Origin of the sequence: Methylocaldum sp. (assembly GCF_035627495.1) — a bacterium.
Taxonomy (GTDB): domain Bacteria; phylum Pseudomonadota; class Gammaproteobacteria; order Methylococcales; family Methylococcaceae; genus Methylocaldum.
In genome coordinates this window covers 1-21,361 of record NZ_DASPLO010000091.1, presented here as the reverse complement: position 1 = coordinate 21,361, position 21,361 = coordinate 1, and the positions used below count along the sequence as shown (strand labels likewise).

Sequence of the window (21,361 nt, the reverse complement as noted above, 5' to 3'; positions counted from 1 at the left end):
GCTCAAGGCCTCAAAATCCTCATGTACTCCGTGTACACTCCGGTTTTTCGGCCTTTCGCGCCTTGTCCTGAACGGGCTCGCGACGTTTTTAAACAGCTTCTTAATCCTTGCCGGGGCCTTGGGAAATGTCCGCATCCTGCGGATTCAGCGCTTTTGGATTTTCGCCTAGAGGAAATCGGCGTTTGGCGTTGATGACCCAGCCCTTGGCTTTGGCGACTTTGACGTCGCGTATTTCCTCTTCCAGGAGCAGGCGCTGGCGTTCCAGGGCCAGCAATTCGATTTCCCGCTTGAGTTGATTCTCGACGTCGTCCAAGGCGCCGGCGCGGCGGGTCTTTTCGGACAGGTCGGCGTCCAGTTCCATTTGCTTCAAGCGGGTCTCGTGGCGGATTCGTTCCTCCCGGAGGCGGACCTCACTGTCATACTGCTCGGCGGCGCGGGTTTCTTCCGCCGTCAATTCGGCGCGGACGTGTTCGGTTTCGTGATCCCGTTGTGCCTTGCGCAATTCCGCTTCGCGCCGTATGAGTTCAAGCATCCGCTCTTCATGCTCCAGTTTGAGCTTCCGTTCGTTCGCTTCGCGCTCGTAGTGCTCCCGCGCCAGCCGTTCGTTGAGGTGGCGGCGGCGCCGGATCAATTCGAGGTAAACGCCATTGTGCTTCGAGTCGACGGTTTCGGCATGCTCGTCGAGGTTTTCCAGATCGGCAAAAACGGTTTGAATCGTGCAGCGCGCGCGGCATTGGATGTCGCGCATCGCCAAAAGCTCGTTGGCGATGTCTTCGATACGGCGTTCGACATGAGTGTGACCGTCTTCGAATCCCGTCGCGTGTTCCAATTGTCTCAGTTCCTGTTCCGCCGCATCCTGCAGCAGGGTCCGATAACTGGTCCTGATGTAGGAACCAAGGTCCGAGATGCGGTCGAGGTTTTCCCGTGCGTATTTGACGGTCGGTTGGAAGCGGACCGACAGCGCCGCCTCGATGGTGCATAGAGCGCCCAATTGCAAAGGTTCCAAGGGGATTTGCCAATCCTCGATCCTCAGTTCGTATACCCGGTGAAAAAAACGCTGGAGATAGCGTTTGGGGCGAGGAAACACCTGCCGATAAGGGCCGAGAATGGATACGACGACGCGGCGGTCGCCTTCGAAACCCGCCTCCCAATGCGAGTTGGAGTCGAGTGGGCTGTCTTCAAACATAACCTTTTCTCTTCAGGGCGTCTTTAAGCTCGCTTTCGTTGGCCGGTTCGCCCAATGTTTGGGCCGCCTGCCGGGTTTTGATGTGCTCGGCGATGATCGGGTAGAGATTGGGCGCGAATTCCACCGATTTATCGCTGATCTTCCGAAGATAACCCCGATTAAGCAGAAAGGCCACGGAAAACATTCGCGTCCAATCGGAATAACGGCGGGCGCGTTCCAGCTCGGTTTTCTCGATAACGAACTCCAATTCGTCATTCTTGTTGATGGTGAACTCGCCGAACTGCCGGAGTCCGAGGTAAGCCAGGTTTTTTTCCTCTTCGGTGAGCGGGCCGGGCGCGGTGGATTCCAGCCGATAGGACAGGAAAAGGGTGAAGAAGTCCACCATGGCGGCGCAGGCCAGGGTGAACCAGGAAATGTCCTCCCACATGGCGAAGGACGGCGTGATGCCGCGGGAGAATTCGGCATAGGAGCCGAACCGAGGCCCTTCGATGGGTGAGGCGCCGTAGGTCGAGGCCAGGATTTCCGCTTCCCCTTGCAGATTCTGGAAATTCCGGACCAGCCGTTCGTAAGCCGCGGAATCGTTTATCCGGAGTGAAAATTCCTGGAGGGAGGCCCTCACCTCGGACAAGCGCTTTTCCAGCCCCTCGGAATGCGTATCCAGTTGTTTCAGCTTGCCCTGCTCGTCTTGCAGGATTTCGTTGTAGTAACTCCAGACCTTGCCTTTGCCGATCTGTCCCTGCATCCCAGGATGAGAACCCAGGTAAGCCCGCGTGGCTTCCTCCGAGGCGTGTTCGACGCGCTTTTGCTGGGCTGCGGTGAGCCTGCTCTTGAGTCCGACCACGCCCTCGATGTAACCGTTTACATCCCGGACCACGCTGGTCTGCCGATCGAGCAGGATGGAATCCCGCTGGGAAAATTCGTAGAACCGGAAATAGGCAAACGATACCGATACGATTAGGGCAACCAGCAGGGACAGCACCACGCTGATGTAACGCAAGGGATTGGCGCGCCAGTGCATGCCGGCCAGTTCCAGCGTGCAGATCACGATGATGGATTGCACGGCGATAGTGACGATCAGCGCGATCCACGGGGTGATGAAATGGCTGAGGCCGTAACAGGTATTGTAGCCCGCGGCAATACTGAGCAGCAGCACGATGGGTATGGACCAGACCCGCAGCAGGCCGACGAAAGTGCTTTGGACGGCGTTCAGCAGTTGGCCTATGTGCCAGGTTGAGGTAGTCATGGCGTGGAGCCTTCGGTGCTTGAGCCTCGCCGCTTGAACCCCATTGAGTATTGATTATTGAGCAATTGTCTTGGCATCGGAGTCGAAGCGGTAAGGGTAGTTGGGAGCTGCCGAGTTTTCGGCTTATCCTAGAGCTTTAGTCATACGTTTGTGAAGATATAATCGTTATGGGAATGTTTTGGATCGTACTAGTGCTGGTGGTCGCCATTGTTCTAGGTAATCTGATGGTTCTGCTTCGAACCGCGAAAAAGCCCAAGATCCCCGATTCGGTCAAGCCGAAACCTTATAAGGACGATGAGGAGAACTGGTAAAGCGCTTCCAGTGGAAGCGACCGCCGCTGATTGCAGATTGAAGTCTGCTTCCACCGTCATCGATCGGTTCATTCGCCGATAATCTTCACCAAAACCCGCTTCTTGCGGCAGCCATCGAACTCGCCGTAAAAAATTTGCTCCCACGGTCCGAAGTCGAGCTGTCCGCCGGTAATCGCTACGATGACCTCCCGGCCCATCACCTGCCGTTTTAAATGCGCGTCGCCGTTGTCTTCGCCGGTACGATTGTGAAAATAACGGCTGATCGGTTCATGGGGCGCCAGATTTTCGAGCCAGGTTTCGAAATCGCGATGCAGCCCGGATTCGTCGTCGTTGATGAAGACCGATGCGGTAATGTGCATGGCATTAACCAGAACGAGACCTTCGCGTACCCCGCTTTCCCTAAGGCACGCCTCTACCTGATGCGTAATGTTTATAAAGGCGATCCGGCTTGGGGCGTCGAACCAAAGCTCTTTGCGATAACTTTTCATGCCCGAGGTTCTCCTGTTGTCTTGGTATTTTTCGAAGGATAAGTAGAGCTAATTTATTCGTAATGGCGAATGGTGCGACAGATTGATGTCGTTCTCAAGCCGTGATTCGTACCCGCGACGCCATGGGCTTCGCGGTGATGCTGTTGATATCTCCAATTTTGCGGTTAAAGGGCCGATTGTCTTGTTTGCGGCACCTTTTAGGACATACGAGTCACCAAAGGAAGGAAAAAAATGGCAGCACAGTCGCGGTGTCAGAAAATTTTACATTTGTGGGTCAAATGGGGGAGTGACACTTGTTACATGAAAGGCTTTATATATCAATGGCGTACAGTTGCTCCTGTCAGGCCTTGGTAAGGCTTGGCTGATAAGAATGCAGAGAATTGGGCTGCGAGGAAGAGATTGGAAGATTCGGATGTTCCATTGTATTTACAAAAATGAGTGACACGTGATATCGAAAAAATCTTTAAAAACAATTGAGTAGTTATCTGGTACGAATGTTGGTAAGGATATAGCGGCGTTCGGAAGAATGCTCTGGGTTAGAGCTAGATTCAACTCAGCATCAATTCACAAGGAGACATGCCATGGAAAATTTCAGGACGACTTTGTTGGCCGCTAGCATCAGCCTGGCTTTGGGTTTCTCGGCTGGCGCATGGGCGGGCCCGGAAATCGAGAACGAAGATGGCAGTAATGGCAATACCAATACTCTGACCGATACGACAACCAAGAACATCACGAAGACTGAGAACGAGACCGAGGATTCGTTCAACACAAAGAACATCACGAAGACCGAGCACGAGACCGAGGATTCGTTCAATACGAAGAACATCACGAAGACCGAGAACGAGCACGAGACGGAGGATTCGTTCAACACGAAGAACATCACGAAGAACGAGACTGACGATTCGTTCAACACGAAGAACATCTCGAAGACGGAAGATTCGTTCAACACCGACAATGCGGACAAAAGCGCGGCTGCATCGCTTGGTTCCGGCGCGGCCGGTTCGGGTGGCTCGACTGTGACCTCCGATCAAGGTTACACATCTGCTGACCATGGATCCGCAGCGGCTGATGATGGTGCCACGGCAATCGTCGACAAGAGCGACGAATCTGTTGAGGCAGATGATGGATCCGCTGCGAGCAGGAACGGCGACGTTACCTTCAGCAGCAATGAAGCCAAGCTTGATGGCGAAGTGACCTATGTCCGTGTAGACATCGAGGGCGAGACGGATGGCGGCTCGCCGGCTTGGACCGCTTCCAACAGCATTGAAAACTCGTTCAACGGAACGGCGGGCATCGTCCAGAACGTACAGAACCTGGGACACGCCTCTCTGGCTCAGCAGCAGGTCTCTTTCAACGGCAATGTCAACGTCCGTTAAATCGGTCTGACACTGCTGTCTGATTAGACTACCGGTGGGCGTGCAAACGCCCACCGGCTCCTTTCCGCGAAACCTTAAGAGGGAAATGAGGTGTGCGCAATGAAAAAAGGATTGGCTGGAGCCTTATGTCTCCTCGTTAACTGTTTCTTGTCGACCGGTTATGCAAGCGGTCTCGACGAGGAAGTTGCATTTGCTTCCGAATCGTCCAAAGCGGTCGCGACCGAGGATTTGGACGAGGAGCGAGGCCGTGAGGGCGTGGACGATTTAGCATTTGCCCATGGCGCCCTCAAGGCGACACTCGCCAATAACGAGGCAATTAGCAGTAACAGTACTACCTATAACGTTATTGACGGTGGCGCGTTCACCGACGCCGGCGGAATCATATCGGTGATTCAGAACACCGGAAACAACGTCATTATTCAAGATTCCACGGTCGTAAACGTCACCATATTGCCATGAACGAAAGCAACCGGTTTTTTCGTTCAAGCTCCTTGCTTGCTCTGTGTTTTATGTGCACGGTGTCCGACGGTCACGCCGGCGCCGTACAGTTTTCCGATGGAATAGCGGGGCCGGGACTTTATAACATCGGCGTAACGAGTTTTGCGGAAAGACGGTTTAAGACCATCCTGAAACAGCAGTACGATTTTAGCTGCGGTTCGGCGGCACTGGCGAGTCTTCTGTCATTCCATTACGAAGATACGGTTGGCGAATTGGAAGTATTTGCCGACATGTGGGAGCATGGCGATCAGCAGAAAATACAAAAGCAGGGATTTTCCTTGCTGGACATGAAGCGATACCTCGAGCGTCGAGGTTACAAAGCTGACGGTTACAAGTTTGGCTTGGAGCGGTTGGTCCAGACGAAGGTGCCGGCGATTACTATCATTAACAACAAAGGATATTTGCACTTCGTCATCATCAAGGGTGCCAATAGCGCTACGGTGTTACTCGGAGATCCGGCCGTGGGTTTGAAAAGGGTTGATCTTCAGACTTTTAGAGAGGTGTGGGAGAACCGTATTCTTTTCCTCATTCGAGATAAAAAGAATATCGCAGGGAACTATTTCAACAATGAAAAAGAATGGTTTCTGAGTCCAAAAGCCCCCTTGGGTATGGCGGTTGATAATGGTAGCCTCGCCTCCTTCAACTTAATGCAACCGGGAAGGTTCGATTTTTAGAAACAAGGGGTGACGTTATGATTTCGGGCAAGGATGTTCGAGTTTCGAAGAGTGCTGACATTAAGCGAGTGGCTTTGAGTGTTATCTTTTCCACTTTGATTGTTCAAACAACAAGAGTTTGCGTTGCAAGTGATTGGAGCAGTGTGGACTCGACCCTTGGCTGGGCAGCGGCTAAGGACGCCGAACTGGATGAGCTTCGCGGCGGGTTCGTCTTAGGCAATGGAATGGTGGTTGATTTAGCGCTCGCCACGTCCGTATTCATCAATGGTCAAGAGCGATTTTCGGACCATTTCCAGTTGTCCAACGATGTTTCCATCGACCAGCTACGCCAGGTAGCTGTTAATAATGGTCCCAACAATTTCGCAATGACAGACGCTGCCATGAATAACGTCGCAGTTATTGGAAATACTCTTGACAATCAGGTAATAAATTTACTAAGGTCCGTCGACATAACGCTTTCAAATATTAAAGGTATGGATTTGAGTGGCTTGGGACAGTCGAGCCGTGGGTTCTCGCCGTGATGAGATAAGACCAAGAATTACGGGGCGATAATCGGGATAATGAGATTTATACCGCAGTTTCAGTGATAAGGAAGATGCTCTTTAAGTAGTTCGTCTAATAAAAAGGATGGGAAAGCACATGGAACTAACAGCTGGGATTTCTCGTGTCGACAGGGTGTTTCCGGCCAATCGGGCGTGGGCAGATTTTAGGGATGTAATTTTGCTTCAGCCAGGTTGGCTTGACTCTCTCGGTCTGGCCAAAAGCCTCGCTGGAGAGGGCTGGAAAGCCCACATCTCAATGGATACTAGAGAAGCGATAAAATGCCTCCGATCAAGCAATATATATGTCGGTATTGTCCTGCTCGACGCGAGTTTCAGTGAGGAAACGCAAAGCGAATTATTGGAGGTAATCAACGAAAGCGCATCCACCGAGTGGATTGCGATCGTCGACCCGGGAAGCATGACCTCTATAGAGCACGCGTCTTTTTTAAGTGCTTTCTTTTTCGATTTTCATACGACTCCCGTGGATATCCGTAGACTGGCGTATTCGCTAGGGCATGCCTACGGGGCGGCAAAACTCGGCGAGGCCAGCCGCGGAGAACTTCGTCTAGCGATCAATCAGAGATTTGGATTGATTGGATCAAGTAAAGCGATGTCGCTGGTCTATGACGATATCGAGAAGATTAGCCGGAGCGACGAGCCGGTAATCGTTGCCGGGGAGACCGGAACGGGAAAGGAACTCATTGCGAGGGCAATCCACGGCTTGTCGCACCGGGCTGAAAAGCCGTTCATTGCCGTGAACTGCGGCGCTATCCCTGAAACGCTCGTGCAAAGCGAGTTTTTTGGCCATAACAAGGGGGCGTTTACCGGTGCGGTGGAAGAGAGGATAGGGCATTTCGAAGCCGCAACAGGGGGTACTGTATTTTTGGATGGAATCGAAAACCTTCCCCCCTTAGGACAGGTTTCGCTATTGAGATTTCTGCAGGAAAAGGAATTAACTCCCCTAGGTTCTAAAGAATCACGTCCCATAGACGTACGAATTATTGCTTCTGCAAGCCCAAGATTGCGAGACGCGGTGGCGACGGGCCTAATAAGAGAAGACTTGTTTTACCGGCTTAATGTGCTGCAGATTGATGTGCCTCCGCTAAGAAATCGGGGTACCGACGCGGCCGAAATCGCGGAGTATTTTGTTGACAGATTCAATCGGGGAAAAAGGCGGAATGCGAAGCGCTTATCCAAAAAAGCAATTGCGACGCTCTTGGATTATCCCTGGCCGGGAAACGTACGGGAATTGATGAGTTGTGTAAATCGGGCTGCCGTTCTCTCAATAAGTCGTCTCATCACCGAGATGGATCTGGGGCTGTTGCGCCCCGCGAGGCTTAACGGAAAAACGCTTAGGGAGATAAAAGCCAAGGCTATCGAGCAAGCCGTGATATTAGCTTTGGCGGAGTCCAAGAGCATTACCAGTGCTGCACGTCGGCTCGGGGTTTCGCGCGTGACGCTATATCGCTTAATGGAAAAGCATTCCATTACGGTTCCGGGTGTTGAACACGTTGCCGGATAAGCTTTGGCTAAGATAAATCGGGTATTGTTAATTGTTATCTAACTGTATTAATAATGGGCCGATAAAACAACACAAACCTTATAGTCGCTATCGATAGGTCTGCCATACTTTCGTGGCCGATGTCGGATTCATAGTATCTCATAAATAGAGGACTTTCAGTCATCATTGAGGTATTTCGTTCGCGTACGAAATATTTATCCATCCTTTTGTAATCGGCGAGGTAAGAATTAGTTTTAAGAAAACGGTTTTAAAGAAAATCTAATAATATCTAGTACACGCACATCCTTTCGAGACCTACTTGCCAAACCACTCGAATTAAAGTACGGTCTTCTACGTCACAAAAATAAGACATGGACCCAGGGAGGGTACGTCATTGCGTTTACTAGTTATTTCCTCGGTTTTAGGGGTATCTCTAGTTTCCGTTTGCTTCGGAGCGGAAATAACCGGCATAAGCTATGAAGAGTCGGTCGATGTACTTAGACTCAAGGTAACAGCTTCGGACTATATCTCGGTGCAGGCTTCCCTATTGGACGGCCCCAACCAATTGATTATTCATTTCCCCGGCACTCGAATCAGCGGAGCGCTTCCGCAACCTCCCCAAGATCATCCTTTGTTTTCCGGCGTCTCAGGCGGATCGGAAGGCAATGGCGATTTACGCCTGGTCATTGACTTGAAACAGCCCGCGACCTTCACCCAATTTTGGGAGCCGGTTTCGTACGAAAACTCGGCGAGGTTTTCAATCGATTTTCCGAAAGCGGCACTGGCAGAGCGCGCCGGCCGAGGCTCTGGCGTTAAGGGTGCCGGAAAGACGAAAGCCGTTCTTATGCCTGCGGGAAAAAAAGTTGCGAGTGGAGCAGCGAATGCCAGCGAACTCGATCAGTTGCGGCGTGCTCTGGCCGAGCAGCAGCGGATTTTCGAGAATCAGAAGAAGGTTTTCCAGGAGCAGCAGCAAAAGCTTCAGTTGCTGCAAAATCAGGTCGAACGTTTAGCCGGGCGCGCGCCCGCCAGACCAGCCTCTGCAAGCCCGAGCGCGGTACAGATAACACGAGCTGAGAATCCGTCTCCCGGTGCCGTCAAAGCTGTCGATAAAAAACAGCCGTCAATACCTACCGGCCCCGTTGGGCAGGCGCCGGAATCAAAGCCCAAGCCGCCGGAACTGCCAAGAATTTCCGAAACCGTAGGCGGCGTTTTGACACCAAAAGGCAAGGTAATTGTAGAGCCGTCGCTGGAATACAACTACGCGAACAATAATCGGGTTTTTCTCGATGCGTTCACGTTCATTCCAGCCATTGCCATCGGATTGATCGACCTCAGAGAAGTCGATCGGCATACGTTTATCGGTGCGATTACCGGTCGCTATGGCCTTACCGATCGCCTTGAGGTAAGCGGCCGTGTCCCGTTTCTTTATAGGGAGGACACACAACGGTCGAGAGCAGTTTCAATTGGTGCGGGCGTAGATGAAACCTTTAATGCCGACGGATCCGGTTTGGGTGACCTTGAGTTTACGGCGCGCTACCAGTTTAACGGCGGAGCCGGGGGCTGGCCCATATTCGTAGGAAATCTCGCGATGACCGTTCCCACTGGAAAAAGCCCCTACGATGTCGATTTTGTTCTCGCTCAAGGCGTGCCCGGCGCCCGCTTTCCAACCGAACTCCCAACCGGCTCGGGTTACGTCAGTGTTCAGCCCAGTATCACCGCTCTGTATCCGACAGATCCAGCCGTGTTTTACGCTAGTCTGAGTTATGGCTATAACATGGAGACCGATGAGAACATCGGAACGGTCGATCCGGGCGACTCGATTGGAGGAAGCTTCGGGTTAGGGTTCAGCATTAACGAGCGGTCATCCTTCAGCATCGGATACTCGCATAAACATGTGTTGGAGACTGATGTGGACGGAACATCCGTTCCAGGGTCGAGTTTGGATATCGGGGAGTTCCTTTTGGGGTATGCCTTTAAACTCACAAGAGACACCAGCTTAAACCTCTCGGTTAGCCTCGGGGCCACGGATGATGCCCCGGATGTCAGGCTGACTCTGAGATTGCCGATGTCCTTCAGTCCTTTCCAATAGGTTCTGCTTGTTCTTGCAGGTGAGGAAATCAACAGGGGCAAAGATGCTGCGCTTCATTCGGGACCTTTGTAGAATGACCCTTTAGTTGGTATCTGTGCGCCGATATGAAAAAAACCGAACCTTATGTCGGAATCCATAACGATCTTTACGGCGGTATGACGGACATTGGCCGCATTATCCGGGACGCTTGGGCTTTCGGATTGATTGCCGAATCCGAAACGTGCGCCGGATGGCAAGCGGCAGGCATTGAGAGTCTGTGGGAAAAGGTTCACGAGACCTGGGACCATTATGGATTTTCAGTGCGCAACTTTCCTGAGGAGCTTCGCCAGCGGTACCTGCGCATTCAGGAAGAGGCCGTAACTCGGGCGAAAGCTTTGGGGTGGAACGCGGATCTCGACCTGGAAGAATAGCAGAAGCATTCTTGGAGACGCAGCCATGCACGTCGTATGTCCTTTCTGTATGACGGTAAACCGCGTTCCACCGGAGCGGCTCAAGGATCATCCGAAGTGTGGGCGTTGCCGGCAAGAAATCCTGAGCGGACGACCGGTAACCCTGACCCAGGGGAATTTTGAAGCCTATGTTGGAAAAAGCGATTTACCCATTGTAGTCGATTTCTGGGCGAGTTGGTGCGGGCCGTGCAAAACAATGGCGCCTGTGTTCGCGCAGTTGGCCAGTGAACTGATCGGGCAGGTGTGTTTTGCCAAAGTCGATGTAGATGCGGAAAGCGGTCTCGCCGGGCAGTTCAATGTCCGCAGCATACCCAGCTTGGTGTTGTTTAAGGCCGGAAGAGAAATCGATCGAGTGACGGGCGCCATGAATGCGCTAAATCTCCGCAGTTGGATTTTGTCCCGCTGACCGGGCTCGATTCGGCACTGCACTTTAAAAAAAGGGCGTCCGAGGACGCCCATCACGGACAAGACAACGAGGGTGTCAGAGAGAGCTAGAGATGGTAGGCGGTTTCGCCGTGCTCGGTAATATCGAGCCCTTGACGCTCGATTTCTTCGGTAACCCGGAGCCCGATCAGCATATCCACGATCTTGTAAGCAATGAAGGAAACGACTCCGGACCAGATGATGGCTGTTCCCACGCCCCAGGCTTGACTGGTGACTTGGGCCATCATGTTGTATTCCCCGACCGCATTGGCAACGTAATCGTATACGCCGGTTCCGCCGAGCGCAGGAGACGCGAATATGCCGGTGCCCAATGCGCCGATGATGCCGCCGATGCCATGAACCCCGAACACATCGAGCGAATCGTCATAACCCAAGATATTTTTCAGGCTGGTAACTGCCCAGAAGCAGACGGTACCGGCGATCAGGCCGAGAACGATGCTGCCCATAGGCCCAACGAAGCCGCATGCCGGCGTGATGGCGACGAGCCCGGCGATTGCCCCCGACGCTGCGCCCAACATGCTGGGTTTGCCTCGGGCGAGCCACTCGGCTGACATCCAGGCCAGGGTTGCTGCGGCGGTCGCGAGTAAGGTATTTGCAAAGACCATGGCGGCGAGGCCGTTGGCTTCGAGGTTCGATCCGACGTTGAAGCCGAACCAGCCTACCCAGAGCAGCGATGCGCCGATCATGGTCATGGTAACGCTGTGGGGTGCGATAAATTCCTTTTTGTAGCCGATTCGTCTGCCGATCAACAGGCAGCCGATCAGTCCGGCGATACCGGCGTTGATATGTACCACGGTCCCGCCGGCGAAATCCAAAGCTCCCTTCTGGAAAAGAAAACCGGCAGTCGCTCCGGCGGCTTCGGCGGCCGCGGCGTCCGTGTAGGCATCAGGACCCGCCCAGAACCAGACCATATGAGCCATTGGGAGATAGGCGAACGTGAACCACAGCACCATGAACAACAGCACGGCGGAGAATTTCACGCGCTCGGCGAACGCGCCGACGATCAGGGCCGGCGTGATGGCCGCGAAGGTCGCCTGGAATACCACGTAGACATACTCCGGAACATAGACGCCTTTGCTGAAGGTAGCTGCGAGCGATTCCGGCGTGACGCCTTTCAGGAATACTTTACTGAACCCGCCGAAGAAGGCGTTCCCCTCGGTAAACGCGATGCTGTAGCCGTATATCGCCCATAGCAGCGCCATCAACGAGAAAATCACGAACACCTGCATGAGGACGGACAGCATATTCTTGGTGCGCACCATGCCACCGTAAAACAATGCAAGCCCCGGAACGATCATCAATATGACCAGCACGGTAGCCACGATCATCCAGGCAACGTCCCCTTTTTCGGGAACTGGCGTCGCCGCCGGAGCCTCCGCAGGCGCGGCCGATTCGACGGCCGGTGCGTCTGCCGGGACGGTGGGTTCTTCGGCGAATGCAAAGCCCGTAAGGCTTAGCGATATGAACAGGAAGAAGGCGGTCAGGATTTTTTTCATGTTGTTTTTTCTCCTTAAAGTGCCTCCGCCCCGGTTTCGCCAGTGCGGATACGAATGACTTGTTCGAGATTGAATACGAAGATCTTGCCGTCGCCGATCTTTCCGGTATTCGCCGTCTTGGAAATGGCCTCGATCACTGCATCGAGCTGTTCGTCGGTTACCGCGACTTCGAGCTTCACCTTGGGCAGGAAATCGACCACATACTCGGCGCCCCGGTACAACTCCGTGTGTCCTTTCTGCCGGCCGAATCCTTTTACTTCGGTTACAGTGATGCCGGAAATGCCTACATCGGACAAGGCCTCCCGGACGTCGTCCAACTTGAACGGTTTTAAAATCGCGGTCACAAATTTCATGTAAGGGTTCTCCTATGGGATGTGCGGACGCCGCCGTTGATTCGGCGCTGAACCGGCGAAGCCCTGCTCAGTGTTGAGGCGCTCATCGACCTGAAAGCAGAACCTATGCCAAGTGGTTTTTTGCGCTGCAGGTATAGTGAAAAATACGATCGTCAATCTGTCTATCTGTAAAAATGCACCATCTTAGAGCGTCCGGTTTGGGTTGCACTTGTCCGGTGCGCGCCGGCAGGGAGGCGTTTTACTGGACGCTCACCGCATCACTCGGCTATTCTTTCCGCCATGTTCGATAAAATTTCATTAAATGATCTCGCCAGGCGTCTCGCTGAGGCCGTACCGACCGACTTTCACCGGTTGCAGGACGATTTGGAAAAGAACTTCCGTGCGATTCTTCAGGGCTCTTTCGCAAAGATGAATCTTGTCAGCCGGGAAGAGTTCGAGGTGCAAACCGCCGTCCTCGCGAGGACACGGGAGCAGTTGGAACGGCTGGAAGCTCAAGTCGCCGAGCTGGAAAAACAGATCGTCAGCCGATAAATCGGACGGGCGAGGAATTCATGTCCCTGGCCGTCGTTTTCACTCGGGGTAGGCAAGGTATCGAAGCCCCCTTAGTCACCGTTGAAGTGCACATTTCCAACGGCCTGCCGAGTCTCTCCATTGTCGGTCTTCCGGAAACGGCGGTAAAAGAAAGCAAGGATCGAGTAAGAGGAGCCTTGCTGAACTGTCAGTTCGAATTTCCGCTCCAGCGAATTACCGTGAACATGGCGCCCGCCGATATTCCCAAGGAGGGTGGCCGTTTCGATCTCGCGATCGCATTAGGCATCTTGGCGGCTTCGGGACAAATCAAGAGCGAACACCTTCACGGGATCGAATGCGTGGGCGAGCTTTCCTTGGGCGGGGAGTTGCGTCCGGTGAGCGGCGTGCTGCCGGTGGCGATGCAAGCGAAAAATGCTGGACGGGCATTGATTGCGCCTAGCGAGAATGCGGGCGAAGCGGCTCTCGTCGAGGGAGCGAAAGTTCTTGCGGCACGCCATCTCCTCGAGGTATGCGCCCATTTGAATGGCCAGCAGCAGATCCAGTTCGAATCGTCCGAGGGAGCAGCTGCCGGTCTGGAGGAACTCGCCGATTTCGCGGACGTGCATGGACACTATCACGCCAAGCGCGCCCTGGAAGTTGCCGCCGTCGGAAGGCACAACCTCCTGATGCTCGGACCGCCGGGAACCGGCAAATCCATGCTGGCGGCGCGGCTTCCGAGCATTCTCCCGCCATTGACCGACGAAGAAGCCTTGGAAAGCGCGGCCATCGCGTCGGTTAGCGATTTGCCTTACGATCCGCGTCGCTGGCGTATACCGCCATTTCGTTCTCCACATCATACGGCTTCGGCTCCCGCCTTGGTGGGCGGCGGGGGCAACCCCAAGCCGGGAGAAGTCTCCTTGGCGCATAATGGCGTGCTTTTCCTCGACGAATTGCCCGAATTCGACCGAAAAGTGTTGGAAGTTTTGAGAGAACCCCTGGAGACCGGTCGCATTACCATTTCGAGAGCCGCCCGGCAGGCGGATTTCCCGGCTCAGGTTCAACTGATCGCCGCGATGAATCCTTGTCCATGCGGCTACTTGGGAGATGCGTCCGGACGCTGCCGCTGCACCTCGGAACAAGTTCAGCGCTACCGCGCGCGAATTTCCGGCCCCTTGCTCGACCGCATCGACATGCATATCGAGGTGCCGCGCGTTTCCCAGGATATGCTGCGCCACGGTACGCCGGGCGGCGAGCACAAGAGCGCCGACATTCGCCGGCGGGTGGTGGCGGCTCGGGAAATAGCCTTGCAGCGAACCGGAAAGCCGAACGCCTCGATGGCGCCTCAAGAAATCAAACAGTACTGCCAGTTGACCGACGAAGGACACCGCTTGCTCGAGCAGGCTACCGAAAAGTTCGGATTGTCGCATCGGGCTTACCACCGCATCCTAAAACTTGCCCGCACGATTGCCGATCTCGCCGGTGCGGAAAAGATCACCGTTCCGCATCTCAGCGAAGCCATAGCCTTCCGGCGGCTCGACCGCGTATCTTCAGTCGTTTGATGGTCTCTCAACTGAATCCGCAGCAGCTCGCTGCCGTCACTACTTTGGATTGTCCGCTTCTCGTTCTTGCCGGGGCGGGCAGCGGCAAAACGCGGGTAATCACCGAAAAGATCGCCTATTTGGTCAAGCACGGTACCCCGGCGAAGCACATTGCCGCCGTCACCTTTACCAACAAGGCGGCGCGCGAAATGAAGAGCCGCGTCGGCAAGCTCCTTTCCGATAAGGAACTCCGCGGCTTGACGGTTTCCACCTTCCATTCGTTGGGCCTTGAAATCCTGCGTCAGGAGCACGGGGCGCTCGGCTTCAAGAAAAACATCTCCATTTTCGATGAACAGGATCGTCTGGCGCTGGCTAAGGAGCTGGTCAAACACGGCACGGGAAGCTGGGATATCGACGAGGCGGAAAGCTATATCTCGCGCATCGGCCGGTGGAAGAATCTATTCGTGACGCCGGAGCGGGCGATCGCGGAAGGGCAGGGGGACGGACACCTTGCCGCTCAGCTTTATGCCGAATATGTCCGGCATATGAAGTCGTACAATGCGGTGGACTTCGATGACCTGATACTCCTTCCGGTCCTGTTGTTTCACGAGCACGGGGAAATTCTCGATAAATGGCGCAACCGGATACGCTACTTATTGGTGGACGAGTATCAGGACACCAACCTGACCCAATACGAATTGGTGAAGCTGCTGACCGGAAAGCTGGGCCGTTTTACCGTGGTCGGCGACGACGATCAGTCGATTTACGCGTGGCGTGGGGCGCAGCCGGAAAACCTCGCCCAACTCCAGCGCGATTATCCGCGGCTCAAGGTCATCAAGCTGGAGCAGAACTACCGCTCGACCGGGCGGATTCTGAAAGTCGCCAACAAGCTCATCGCCAACAATCCCCACGTGTTCGAAAAGCGCCTATGGAGCGCATTGGGTTATGGCGATCCGCTGCGTGTTCTCACGCACAAAGAGGAGGTCGCCGAAGCGCGGCAGGTCGCATCCGACTTGCTGCACCACAAGTTTCGCCACGCCACGCGTTTTCAGGACTACGCGATCTTGTACCGCGGCAATCATCAGTCACGGCCTTTCGAGCGCGCTCTCCGGGAGCACGCCATCCCTTATTTCATCAGCGGGGGAATGTCCTTCTTCGGCTACGCGGAGATCAAGGACATCATGGCCTACCTCCGGTTACTGGTGAATCCGGACGACGATGCGGCTTTTCTGCGCGTCGTCAACGTGCCACGTCGCGAGATCGGGCCGACGACCCTGGAAAAACTCGGTGCCTATGCCAACCGGCGGCATATCAGTCTGTTTTCGGCGTGCTTCGAATTGGGGCTTGAGCAGTCTCTCGGCGAGCCGGCCATTCAGCGCCTGCGCCACTTCGCCGATTGGATCACCGATGTAGCCGATCGGGCTCAGCGCGGCGACACCTTCGCCGTGGTCGACGATTTCATCGCCAAGATCGGATACGAGAATTGGCTGAGGGAAAATGCGGTCAGCGAAGACGCCGCCCGGCGCAAGATGGGGCAAGTCCGCGAATTGACCGACTGGCTCAAACGCATCGCGAAGGAAGACGAGAAAGAAAAGAGCCTCGCGGAAGTTGTTTCCCGGATCATGCTGCTCGATGTTCTGGATCGCAACCAGGAAGAAAATGCCGGCGACCGGGTCAATCTGATGACGCTGCATGCCGCCAAAGGATTGGAGTTCCCGTATGTCTATCTGGTCGGAATGGAGGAAAACCTGCTGCCTCACCAGACCAGCATCGAAGAAGACACGATCGAAGAAGAACGCCGCCTGGCCTATGTAGGCATTACCCGTGCGCAGAAGCATCTTACGATGAGTTATTGCACGCATAGAAAACGCCACGGCGAAATGATGGACTGCGAGCCGAGCCGTTTTCTGAACGAGCTGCCGGAAGAGGAGCTTGAATGGCCGGAACGGCGGGCACTCGATCCCGAACTTAAAAAAGAAAGGGCCATGGACAGCTTTGCGGCCGTCCGAAACCTATTAAACCGATCCTAATTCCTGTAGAATGCGCCGCATGCGCCCGTAGCTCAGTTGGATAGAGCGTTGGCCTCCGGAGCCAAAGGTCGGACGTTCGAGTCGTCTCGGGCGCGCCATTCAAATCAAAAGGTTAGCGAAAGCTGACCTTTTTTATTTTGTGCCGGTGCAACCCAGGTGCAACCTCATAACAACACGAATACTCTGCCAGTCGGGTCAAGCAGTGCTGCACCGTACTTGGCTTTCGGGGACGACAGCCACTTCCCTAACACGAACACGCTTGTATTTGCGGTTGTCATCATTCCCCGCACTCGCCTTAAGCAAGTAGAAACGCGGCTGGCTGTCTTGAAGGAGAAATACAAGGTCCCCGCCCATGTTCCGCTGCACTGTAAGATTCTTTTTAACCGGCACCCGAAAGAGAAGGCCGGCCTCTCTCATCTCTCACCTAAAGATGTCTATTCGATTGCTGCACGCGCCGTAACTATCATGAATCAAACCGGCGTGATCCTTCGCTATGCCGTAGCGGATCTTTCTGTTTGTCAAAGCGCAATCGGGAAAGAATTGGAGCTTGTGAATAAGGATGACGTATCAACTACAAAGCTACCGATCACGGAAATAGACCAGGATTTTGGAAAAGTGATAATCGGCAAGCTTGCTAATCTTTGCTTTGCTGTCCCGCCAGATGGCTCCCACGGCCCCACCGCATCAGAATGTGAAATTTTTCTCGCAGAAGATAAAACCAAGCTCAAATTTGTTATCGGCGCGCACGGAAGGCGAGCCGATAGCCATTATTCTGGTTTTTCAGACATTGGCGCCACGGATGGGAATGTTTTCCAGCTTCAGCCAACTATTTTGAAAGCTCACGAAGCTCCGATGCTCCAGCTAGCAGACATAGCAGCCTACATGTGTAGCCATATGTCCGACACATCCGAGAAAGGCCGTTTTCTTCAAGAGCAGTTAGCCCGGGTTAGATACTGGTCACGGCTAGGCTTTAATTACCCAAGAATTTGTTAGTTCAAAAAAGAAACTTGGCCGAATACTGGCATCCAGGCATCGCTCGTGATCTACTTGATGTTGAAGTTCCTGGCTATCATCCGGAATGGAGTAATAATCAGAACTACCTAATTACTTGTTACGCAATTATCCTGAGTTTCTATGGATGCCCGGATCAGCCCAAGTTATTCGCATGAAAAGGTCGAAAACCCTAGTTTTCTCGATTTGGTCGATGTGTTCGAGGATCTATGGAGAAATTATATTTTTTCTCCTGTATGGCTGCTACTAAATTCGCCTCATGGTGACATCGCCGCAATGACCATCCTATGCTCGTATTTCGAGACAATTCAAAGCTATATGAGCGGAGAGGACAGTAATCACAGATCGAAAGAATTTTTCATTAAAGGCTTCTGCCAGGTATTCCATTCCGAGTCTGCTGGAATAGAAGACGCTGCGACGGCAATCTACAAACACATCAGGTGTGGTCTCGCGCATGAGGGCATGATGACGCACAAAGTCAATTACAGCCGCGCCGGTGCAAAGGCTTTCTTTCTCACGTATCCAAAGAATCCTAACGGCTCTCTCAACACTCACGCCGGTATTGCGTCAATCATCCTAAACCCCTTGCGCGTTTATCAGGGGGTAGAGCAGCACTTCAAAATCTATCTTGGTAAGCTGCGAACTGCTGAAGACATGGGGCTATGCCAAGCATTTCGGCAGACCGCAGAGCGCTTGTGGGCTGTTGGTACTGGCGAGAACATCGTGGGCATGAGCGAGGCGGAGTACCTTGGATGCGCATAACACATCAATCGAGCAGATCAGCAGCCATAGCCGCAACATAAGCCATCTCAGATCTCTCGCCAATATCACAGTTGAAATAAACGCAGCGTTTTTGGGGCAGTGGCCTTTGAAGATCGGGGCGTACATGCTTAACTTCGCAAGCATTGAACTAATATCGTATCAGTATCTGAATACGCTCGAAGCCACGCGGCAGGACTTCAACAAGAACCTTGATCGGCTTTTAGCCAGCCGTATTGATCGCATTTTGGAGCTTGTAGAAGGATCTACTACGATCTCTAGCATTGATAAGTAAGAAATCAGAACACTTTGGATTGAAGTAAAGGAACTTTCCAAATGGCGGAATAGGATTGCCCACAACCCAGTCCTTCCAGCTTGGAACGCAGAAAGCGATTTGGAAAACGATCCGCCGGATTTGATCGGAGTTCCGGATATGAGGCAGCTCAAAACGTCAAACGTAACCGATACAATCTCAATTGAAGGGATGAGCAAGCTAATAGATGCTTCCGTTGATGTGGCAAAACGCCTCCATGCCGCGATCACAAGACTGCAAGTTACAGACTAACTCTGCGAACTCCGGTACGGCTCCCCAGCCTAATAGATTCAAAAAAGAAACCCAGCCGAAGCCGGGCAGTAAAGCGCGATGCTTACCACGCTGCGTTTAGTAATCCCGAGTCAACATCCACCGCATGCCCTTGCTGGTTGCCTGATTGACAGCCTTGAGGATGATCGAGAGATTGAGTTTTTCAGGCATGGCGATTATCCGTTACGTAACCTAAAAGAACTCCGGCTGGATAGTCGGGCGTGGATGAAAACTCGTAGTTCGTAGAGCGGACTAGTGAAGCGTATTCCGCCACAGGACTGACCATCAGAAGCACTTTCACAATCCAGAGATGTGTCCTCAATGCCTGCTATCCGGGCGCGATAATTGCCCGTGAAGCGATTAGAGCCAATAATCGCTTTATTATGTGGAGCGAATAAGGCATGCAAACGTTTCAGGTGTGGATCTGGCAGCAGGCTGACTGGCCGCAATTTCGCTGGGATCAGGGGGCTCTGTCTTCAGTGCTTGCGCGTGCGCGGCTGGCACAAGGCAAGGTGCTCGGCGCCACCCGGCTGCTCGATGCCAATCTGATGCTTGAGGCTGTGGCGGCCATTCTGGTCGAGGATGGGGTGACGACCAGCGCCATCGAAGGGGAGCGGCTGGATCTCGATGCGGTTCGCTCGTCTGTTGCACGCCATCTTGGCTTGCCCACCGCCGGCTTGCCCGTACCCCCACGCGCTGTCGACGGCTTGATTGAGGTACTGCTTGACGCCACCCGACACTTCGAGTCACCACTGACGGCCGAGCGGCTGTGCGCCTGGCAAGCGGCCTTGTTTCCAACGGGCTACTCGGGCCTGCATCAAATCCGGACGGGTTCGCTGCGTGGCGATGAGCCGATGCAGGTCATTTCCGGGCGCATCGGTCATGAGCGTGTCCATTTCACCGCGCCGCCTCGCGAGGGGCTCGACCACGAGCTGAATCGTTTTCTGGCGTGGTTTAACGCGTCCCCGGCTGATCTGGACGGACTCATCCGTGCCGGGTTGGCGCATCTCTGGTTCGTGACGCTACACCCCTTCGAGGACGGCAACGGCCGGCTCGCCCGCGCCATCACCGACATGGCCTTGTCCCAGGACGAGCGCCAGCCAATGCGCTTTTTCAGCCTGTCCGCACAGATCCTCCGGGAAAGGGAAAGCTATTACGACATCCTCGAACGCACGCAGCGGGATGGCGTGGATGTCACCGACTGGCTAACCTGGTTTTTGAGCCAGGTCGAATCCTCGGCTACTGCCTCGGAAAGGACGGTCGCCAATACGCTGGCCAAGGCTCGGTTCTGGCTTCGCCACCAGGCCATCGACCTGAACGAGCGTCAACGCAAGGCACTCAATCGCTTGCTGGATGCCGGACCCGAAGGATTCGAGGGCGGGATCAATACCCGCAAGTACATGAGTCTTACGAAAACCAGCCGAGCCACGGCTTATCGCGAGCTGTCCGAGTTGGTCGAAAAAGGCTGTCTCACGCCGACCCACAAGGGTGGGCGCAGTAGCGGGTATGAAATCGTGTGGTGATCTAAAGGCATGGTCCAGCATCTAACCAGCCATTCGGCCGGCGTGAGGCAATCGTGCGGCAGTCTTCGATCGAGCGTTCGGCGACTTCCGCCTGAAGCTTCGCCTCGGCCAGTTCGAAATAGCTCTGCGCCGTCCGGGCCGCCAGAGACAACCGCGCGGCATGGAAATCGGCTTCCGTTGCATTCGCGTCTTGAAAGGCGGCCTGTTGGAAGGCCCGTATCCGGCCCCACACATCCAGTTCCCAATCCAGCGTGAACAAGGCTTCGAAGGCGCCGAAAGCGGCGCTGTGCACCCGGGCGCGCTCGTAGCCCGGCGCAAAAAAAAGCTGCGGCCAGCGCCCCGGCGCCGTCGATGCGGGCTTGCTCCCGGGCGGCGTCCACCCGGGCCGCCACGGTCTTCAGGTCGTAGTTGCCCGCCAAGGCCTCGCGTACCAGGGTACTCAAAGTCGAATCGGCGAATGATTCGACCCAATGCTCGGAAGCCGATTCCGGTGGGGTTGTCGCCGCCGTCCAGTATGACGGAATCCCGGGTCCACGTTTTTCGCGTCCCGGTCAGGCGCCGTGCCGCACCCGCCCAGGAGCGAGAAGAGCAAGCCGCCGAGCGTCGCCGATAACTGGGCTAGAGCATTTTCACGTCGGCTATACGGCATAACCGGCGTTCCGGAAGTAGTTCGTGCATTCGGCCGGAGTCAGCTGATTCAACAGTTCGCCGATGGCGTCCCCAATCGCCTCGACGGTGCGTTGCCCAGCCTTGCGGA

General features: G+C 54.3%; 22 protein-coding genes and 1 tRNA gene. 17 read left to right on the top strand and 6 right to left on the bottom strand.

Annotated features, from left to right (window positions below):
- Window positions 1-100: 100 nt before the first annotated feature.
- Together VEB01_RS07880 and VEB01_RS07875 are read right to left on the bottom strand one after the other, a co-directional pair.
- The gene (locus VEB01_RS07880) at window positions 101-1,186 is read right to left on the bottom strand and encodes a coiled-coil domain-containing protein (RefSeq protein WP_324874341.1); all 1,086 of its coding nucleotides are present in this window, start codon (window positions 1,184-1,186) and stop codon (window positions 101-103) included.
- A complete protein-coding gene (locus VEB01_RS07875; RefSeq protein ID WP_324874339.1) occupies window positions 1,179-2,429 on the bottom strand; it encodes a hypothetical protein in 1,251 nt (416 codons plus the stop codon). Before VEB01_RS07875 ends, VEB01_RS07880 begins: the two co-directional genes overlap by 8 nt.
- Window positions 2,430-2,596: 167 nt before the next feature.
- Between VEB01_RS07875 and VEB01_RS07870 the strand changes: the two genes are divergently transcribed.
- Complete coding sequence (locus VEB01_RS07870; RefSeq protein ID WP_324874338.1) at window positions 2,597-2,740, top strand: DUF2897 family protein; 144 nt, start codon at window positions 2,597-2,599, stop codon at window positions 2,738-2,740.
- 68 nt (window positions 2,741-2,808) lie between these two features.
- Here VEB01_RS07870 and VEB01_RS07865 read toward each other — a convergent pair whose 3' ends face one another.
- Window positions 2,809-3,228: a secondary thiamine-phosphate synthase enzyme YjbQ gene (locus VEB01_RS07865; protein WP_324874336.1), complete on the bottom strand. Its 420-nt coding sequence runs from the start codon at window positions 3,226-3,228 to the stop codon at window positions 2,809-2,811.
- A gap of 581 nt (window positions 3,229-3,809) precedes the next feature.
- Between VEB01_RS07865 and VEB01_RS07860 the strand changes: the two genes are divergently transcribed.
- The 8 genes from VEB01_RS07860 (at window position 3,810) to trxC (ending at window position 10,763) form a co-directional block, all read left to right on the top strand.
- Window positions 3,810-4,604: a hypothetical protein gene (locus tag VEB01_RS07860; protein WP_324874334.1), complete on the top strand. Its 795-nt coding sequence runs from the start codon at window positions 3,810-3,812 to the stop codon at window positions 4,602-4,604.
- A gap of 99 nt (window positions 4,605-4,703) precedes the next feature.
- Window positions 4,704-5,063, top strand: coding sequence for a hypothetical protein (locus tag VEB01_RS07855; RefSeq protein ID WP_324874332.1), 360 nt, complete (start codon window positions 4,704-4,706; stop codon window positions 5,061-5,063).
- Window positions 5,060-5,776, top strand: a complete 717-nt coding sequence (locus tag VEB01_RS07850; protein ID WP_324874330.1) for a C39 family peptidase — start codon at window positions 5,060-5,062, stop codon at window positions 5,774-5,776. Before VEB01_RS07855 ends, VEB01_RS07850 begins: the two co-directional genes overlap by 4 nt.
- A gap of 17 nt (window positions 5,777-5,793) precedes the next feature.
- Window positions 5,794-6,297: a hypothetical protein gene (locus tag VEB01_RS07845; RefSeq protein ID WP_324874328.1), complete on the top strand. Its 504-nt coding sequence runs from the start codon at window positions 5,794-5,796 to the stop codon at window positions 6,295-6,297.
- A 118-nt stretch (window positions 6,298-6,415) separates the two neighbouring features.
- A complete protein-coding gene (locus VEB01_RS07840) occupies window positions 6,416-7,840 on the top strand; it encodes a sigma-54-dependent transcriptional regulator (RefSeq protein ID WP_324874326.1) in 1,425 nt (474 codons plus the stop codon).
- Window positions 7,841-8,213: 373 nt separating this feature from the next.
- Window positions 8,214-9,908 carry a transporter gene (locus tag VEB01_RS07835; protein WP_324874324.1) on the top strand — a complete coding sequence of 565 codons (1,695 nt, stop codon included), beginning with the start codon at window positions 8,214-8,216 and terminating at the stop codon, window positions 9,906-9,908.
- Between the two features lie 104 nt (window positions 9,909-10,012).
- Window positions 10,013-10,318, top strand: coding sequence for a hypothetical protein (locus tag VEB01_RS07830; RefSeq protein ID WP_324874322.1), 306 nt, complete (start codon window positions 10,013-10,015; stop codon window positions 10,316-10,318).
- Window positions 10,319-10,343: 25 nt separating this feature from the next.
- Entirely contained in the window at window positions 10,344-10,763 is a 420-nt protein-coding gene (gene trxC, locus VEB01_RS07825; protein ID WP_324874320.1) for a thioredoxin TrxC, read from the top strand.
- Between the two features lie 85 nt (window positions 10,764-10,848).
- Here trxC and VEB01_RS07820 read toward each other — a convergent pair whose 3' ends face one another.
- Window positions 10,849-12,297, bottom strand: coding sequence for an ammonium transporter (locus VEB01_RS07820; RefSeq protein ID WP_324874318.1), 1,449 nt, complete (start codon window positions 12,295-12,297; stop codon window positions 10,849-10,851).
- A 14-nt stretch (window positions 12,298-12,311) separates the two neighbouring features.
- Window positions 12,312-12,650: a P-II family nitrogen regulator gene (gene glnK, locus VEB01_RS07815; RefSeq protein WP_324874316.1), complete on the bottom strand. Its 339-nt coding sequence runs from the start codon at window positions 12,648-12,650 to the stop codon at window positions 12,312-12,314.
- Window positions 12,651-12,929: 279 nt separating this feature from the next.
- On the opposite strand from glnK, the gene VEB01_RS07810 reads away from it, so the two are divergent.
- The 8 genes from VEB01_RS07810 to VEB01_RS07775 all read left to right on the top strand — a co-directional run bounded on the left by VEB01_RS07810 (window position 12,930) and on the right by VEB01_RS07775 (window position 20,604).
- Window positions 12,930-13,181: an accessory factor UbiK family protein gene (locus tag VEB01_RS07810; RefSeq protein ID WP_324874313.1), complete on the top strand. Its 252-nt coding sequence runs from the start codon at window positions 12,930-12,932 to the stop codon at window positions 13,179-13,181.
- A 20-nt stretch (window positions 13,182-13,201) separates the two neighbouring features.
- Window positions 13,202-14,719 (top strand): YifB family Mg chelatase-like AAA ATPase, encoded by a 1,518-nt coding sequence (locus VEB01_RS07805; protein WP_324874311.1) that lies wholly within the window; start codon window positions 13,202-13,204, stop codon window positions 14,717-14,719.
- Window positions 14,719-16,728, top strand: coding sequence for a DNA helicase Rep (gene rep / locus VEB01_RS07800; RefSeq protein ID WP_324874310.1), 2,010 nt, complete (start codon window positions 14,719-14,721; stop codon window positions 16,726-16,728). The genes VEB01_RS07805 and rep overlap by 1 nt, the downstream gene beginning before the upstream one ends.
- Before the next feature lie 21 nt (window positions 16,729-16,749).
- Window positions 16,750-16,826 (top strand) — tRNA-Arg (locus VEB01_RS07795).
- Between the two features lie 118 nt (window positions 16,827-16,944).
- The gene (locus VEB01_RS07790; protein WP_324874308.1) at window positions 16,945-17,721 is read left to right on the top strand and encodes a hypothetical protein; all 777 of its coding nucleotides are present in this window, start codon (window positions 16,945-16,947) and stop codon (window positions 17,719-17,721) included.
- Window positions 17,722-17,862: 141 nt separating this feature from the next.
- Window positions 17,863-18,501 (top strand): hypothetical protein, encoded by a 639-nt coding sequence (locus VEB01_RS07785; RefSeq protein WP_324874306.1) that lies wholly within the window; start codon window positions 17,863-17,865, stop codon window positions 18,499-18,501.
- Window positions 18,488-18,793 (top strand): hypothetical protein, encoded by a 306-nt coding sequence (locus tag VEB01_RS07780; protein WP_324874304.1) that lies wholly within the window; start codon window positions 18,488-18,490, stop codon window positions 18,791-18,793. The genes VEB01_RS07785 and VEB01_RS07780 overlap by 14 nt, the downstream gene beginning before the upstream one ends.
- A 689-nt stretch (window positions 18,794-19,482) precedes the next feature.
- Window positions 19,483-20,604 carry a Fic family protein gene (locus tag VEB01_RS07775; RefSeq protein ID WP_324874302.1) on the top strand — a complete coding sequence of 374 codons (1,122 nt, stop codon included), beginning with the start codon at window positions 19,483-19,485 and terminating at the stop codon, window positions 20,602-20,604.
- 1 nt (window position 20,605) lies between these two features.
- Here VEB01_RS07775 and VEB01_RS07770 read toward each other — a convergent pair whose 3' ends face one another.
- Complete coding sequence (locus VEB01_RS07770) at window positions 20,606-20,896, bottom strand: TolC family protein (RefSeq protein ID WP_324874300.1); 291 nt, start codon at window positions 20,894-20,896, stop codon at window positions 20,606-20,608.
- Window positions 20,897-21,361: the final 465 nt, after the last annotated feature.

Coding starts and splice junctions, on each gene's coding strand:
- VEB01_RS07880 (WP_324874341.1), bottom strand. CDS start 1,186: ATGTTTGAAGACAGCCCACTCGACTCCAACTCGCATTGGGAGGCGGGT.
- VEB01_RS07875 (WP_324874339.1), bottom strand. CDS start 2,429: ATGACTACCTCAACCTGGCACATAGGCCAACTGCTGAACGCCGTCCAA.
- VEB01_RS07870 (WP_324874338.1), top strand. CDS start 2,597: ATGGGAATGTTTTGGATCGTACTAGTGCTGGTGGTCGCCATTGTTCTA.
- VEB01_RS07865 (WP_324874336.1), bottom strand. CDS start 3,228: ATGAAAAGTTATCGCAAAGAGCTTTGGTTCGACGCCCCAAGCCGGATC.
- VEB01_RS07860 (WP_324874334.1), top strand. CDS start 3,810: ATGGAAAATTTCAGGACGACTTTGTTGGCCGCTAGCATCAGCCTGGCT.
- VEB01_RS07855 (WP_324874332.1), top strand. CDS start 4,704: ATGAAAAAAGGATTGGCTGGAGCCTTATGTCTCCTCGTTAACTGTTTC.
- VEB01_RS07850 (WP_324874330.1), top strand. CDS start 5,060: ATGAACGAAAGCAACCGGTTTTTTCGTTCAAGCTCCTTGCTTGCTCTG.
- VEB01_RS07845 (WP_324874328.1), top strand. CDS start 5,794: ATGATTTCGGGCAAGGATGTTCGAGTTTCGAAGAGTGCTGACATTAAG.
- VEB01_RS07840 (WP_324874326.1), top strand. CDS start 6,416: ATGGAACTAACAGCTGGGATTTCTCGTGTCGACAGGGTGTTTCCGGCC.
- VEB01_RS07830 (WP_324874322.1), top strand. CDS start 10,013: ATGAAAAAAACCGAACCTTATGTCGGAATCCATAACGATCTTTACGGC.
- trxC (WP_324874320.1), top strand. CDS start 10,344: ATGCACGTCGTATGTCCTTTCTGTATGACGGTAAACCGCGTTCCACCG.
- VEB01_RS07820 (WP_324874318.1), bottom strand. CDS start 12,297: ATGAAAAAAATCCTGACCGCCTTCTTCCTGTTCATATCGCTAAGCCTT.
- glnK (WP_324874316.1), bottom strand. CDS start 12,650: ATGAAATTTGTGACCGCGATTTTAAAACCGTTCAAGTTGGACGACGTC.
- VEB01_RS07810 (WP_324874313.1), top strand. CDS start 12,930: ATGTTCGATAAAATTTCATTAAATGATCTCGCCAGGCGTCTCGCTGAG.
- VEB01_RS07805 (WP_324874311.1), top strand. CDS start 13,202: ATGTCCCTGGCCGTCGTTTTCACTCGGGGTAGGCAAGGTATCGAAGCC.
- rep (WP_324874310.1), top strand. CDS start 14,719: ATGGTCTCTCAACTGAATCCGCAGCAGCTCGCTGCCGTCACTACTTTG.
- VEB01_RS07785 (WP_324874306.1), top strand. CDS start 17,863: ATGGATGCCCGGATCAGCCCAAGTTATTCGCATGAAAAGGTCGAAAAC.
- VEB01_RS07775 (WP_324874302.1), top strand. CDS start 19,483: ATGCAAACGTTTCAGGTGTGGATCTGGCAGCAGGCTGACTGGCCGCAA.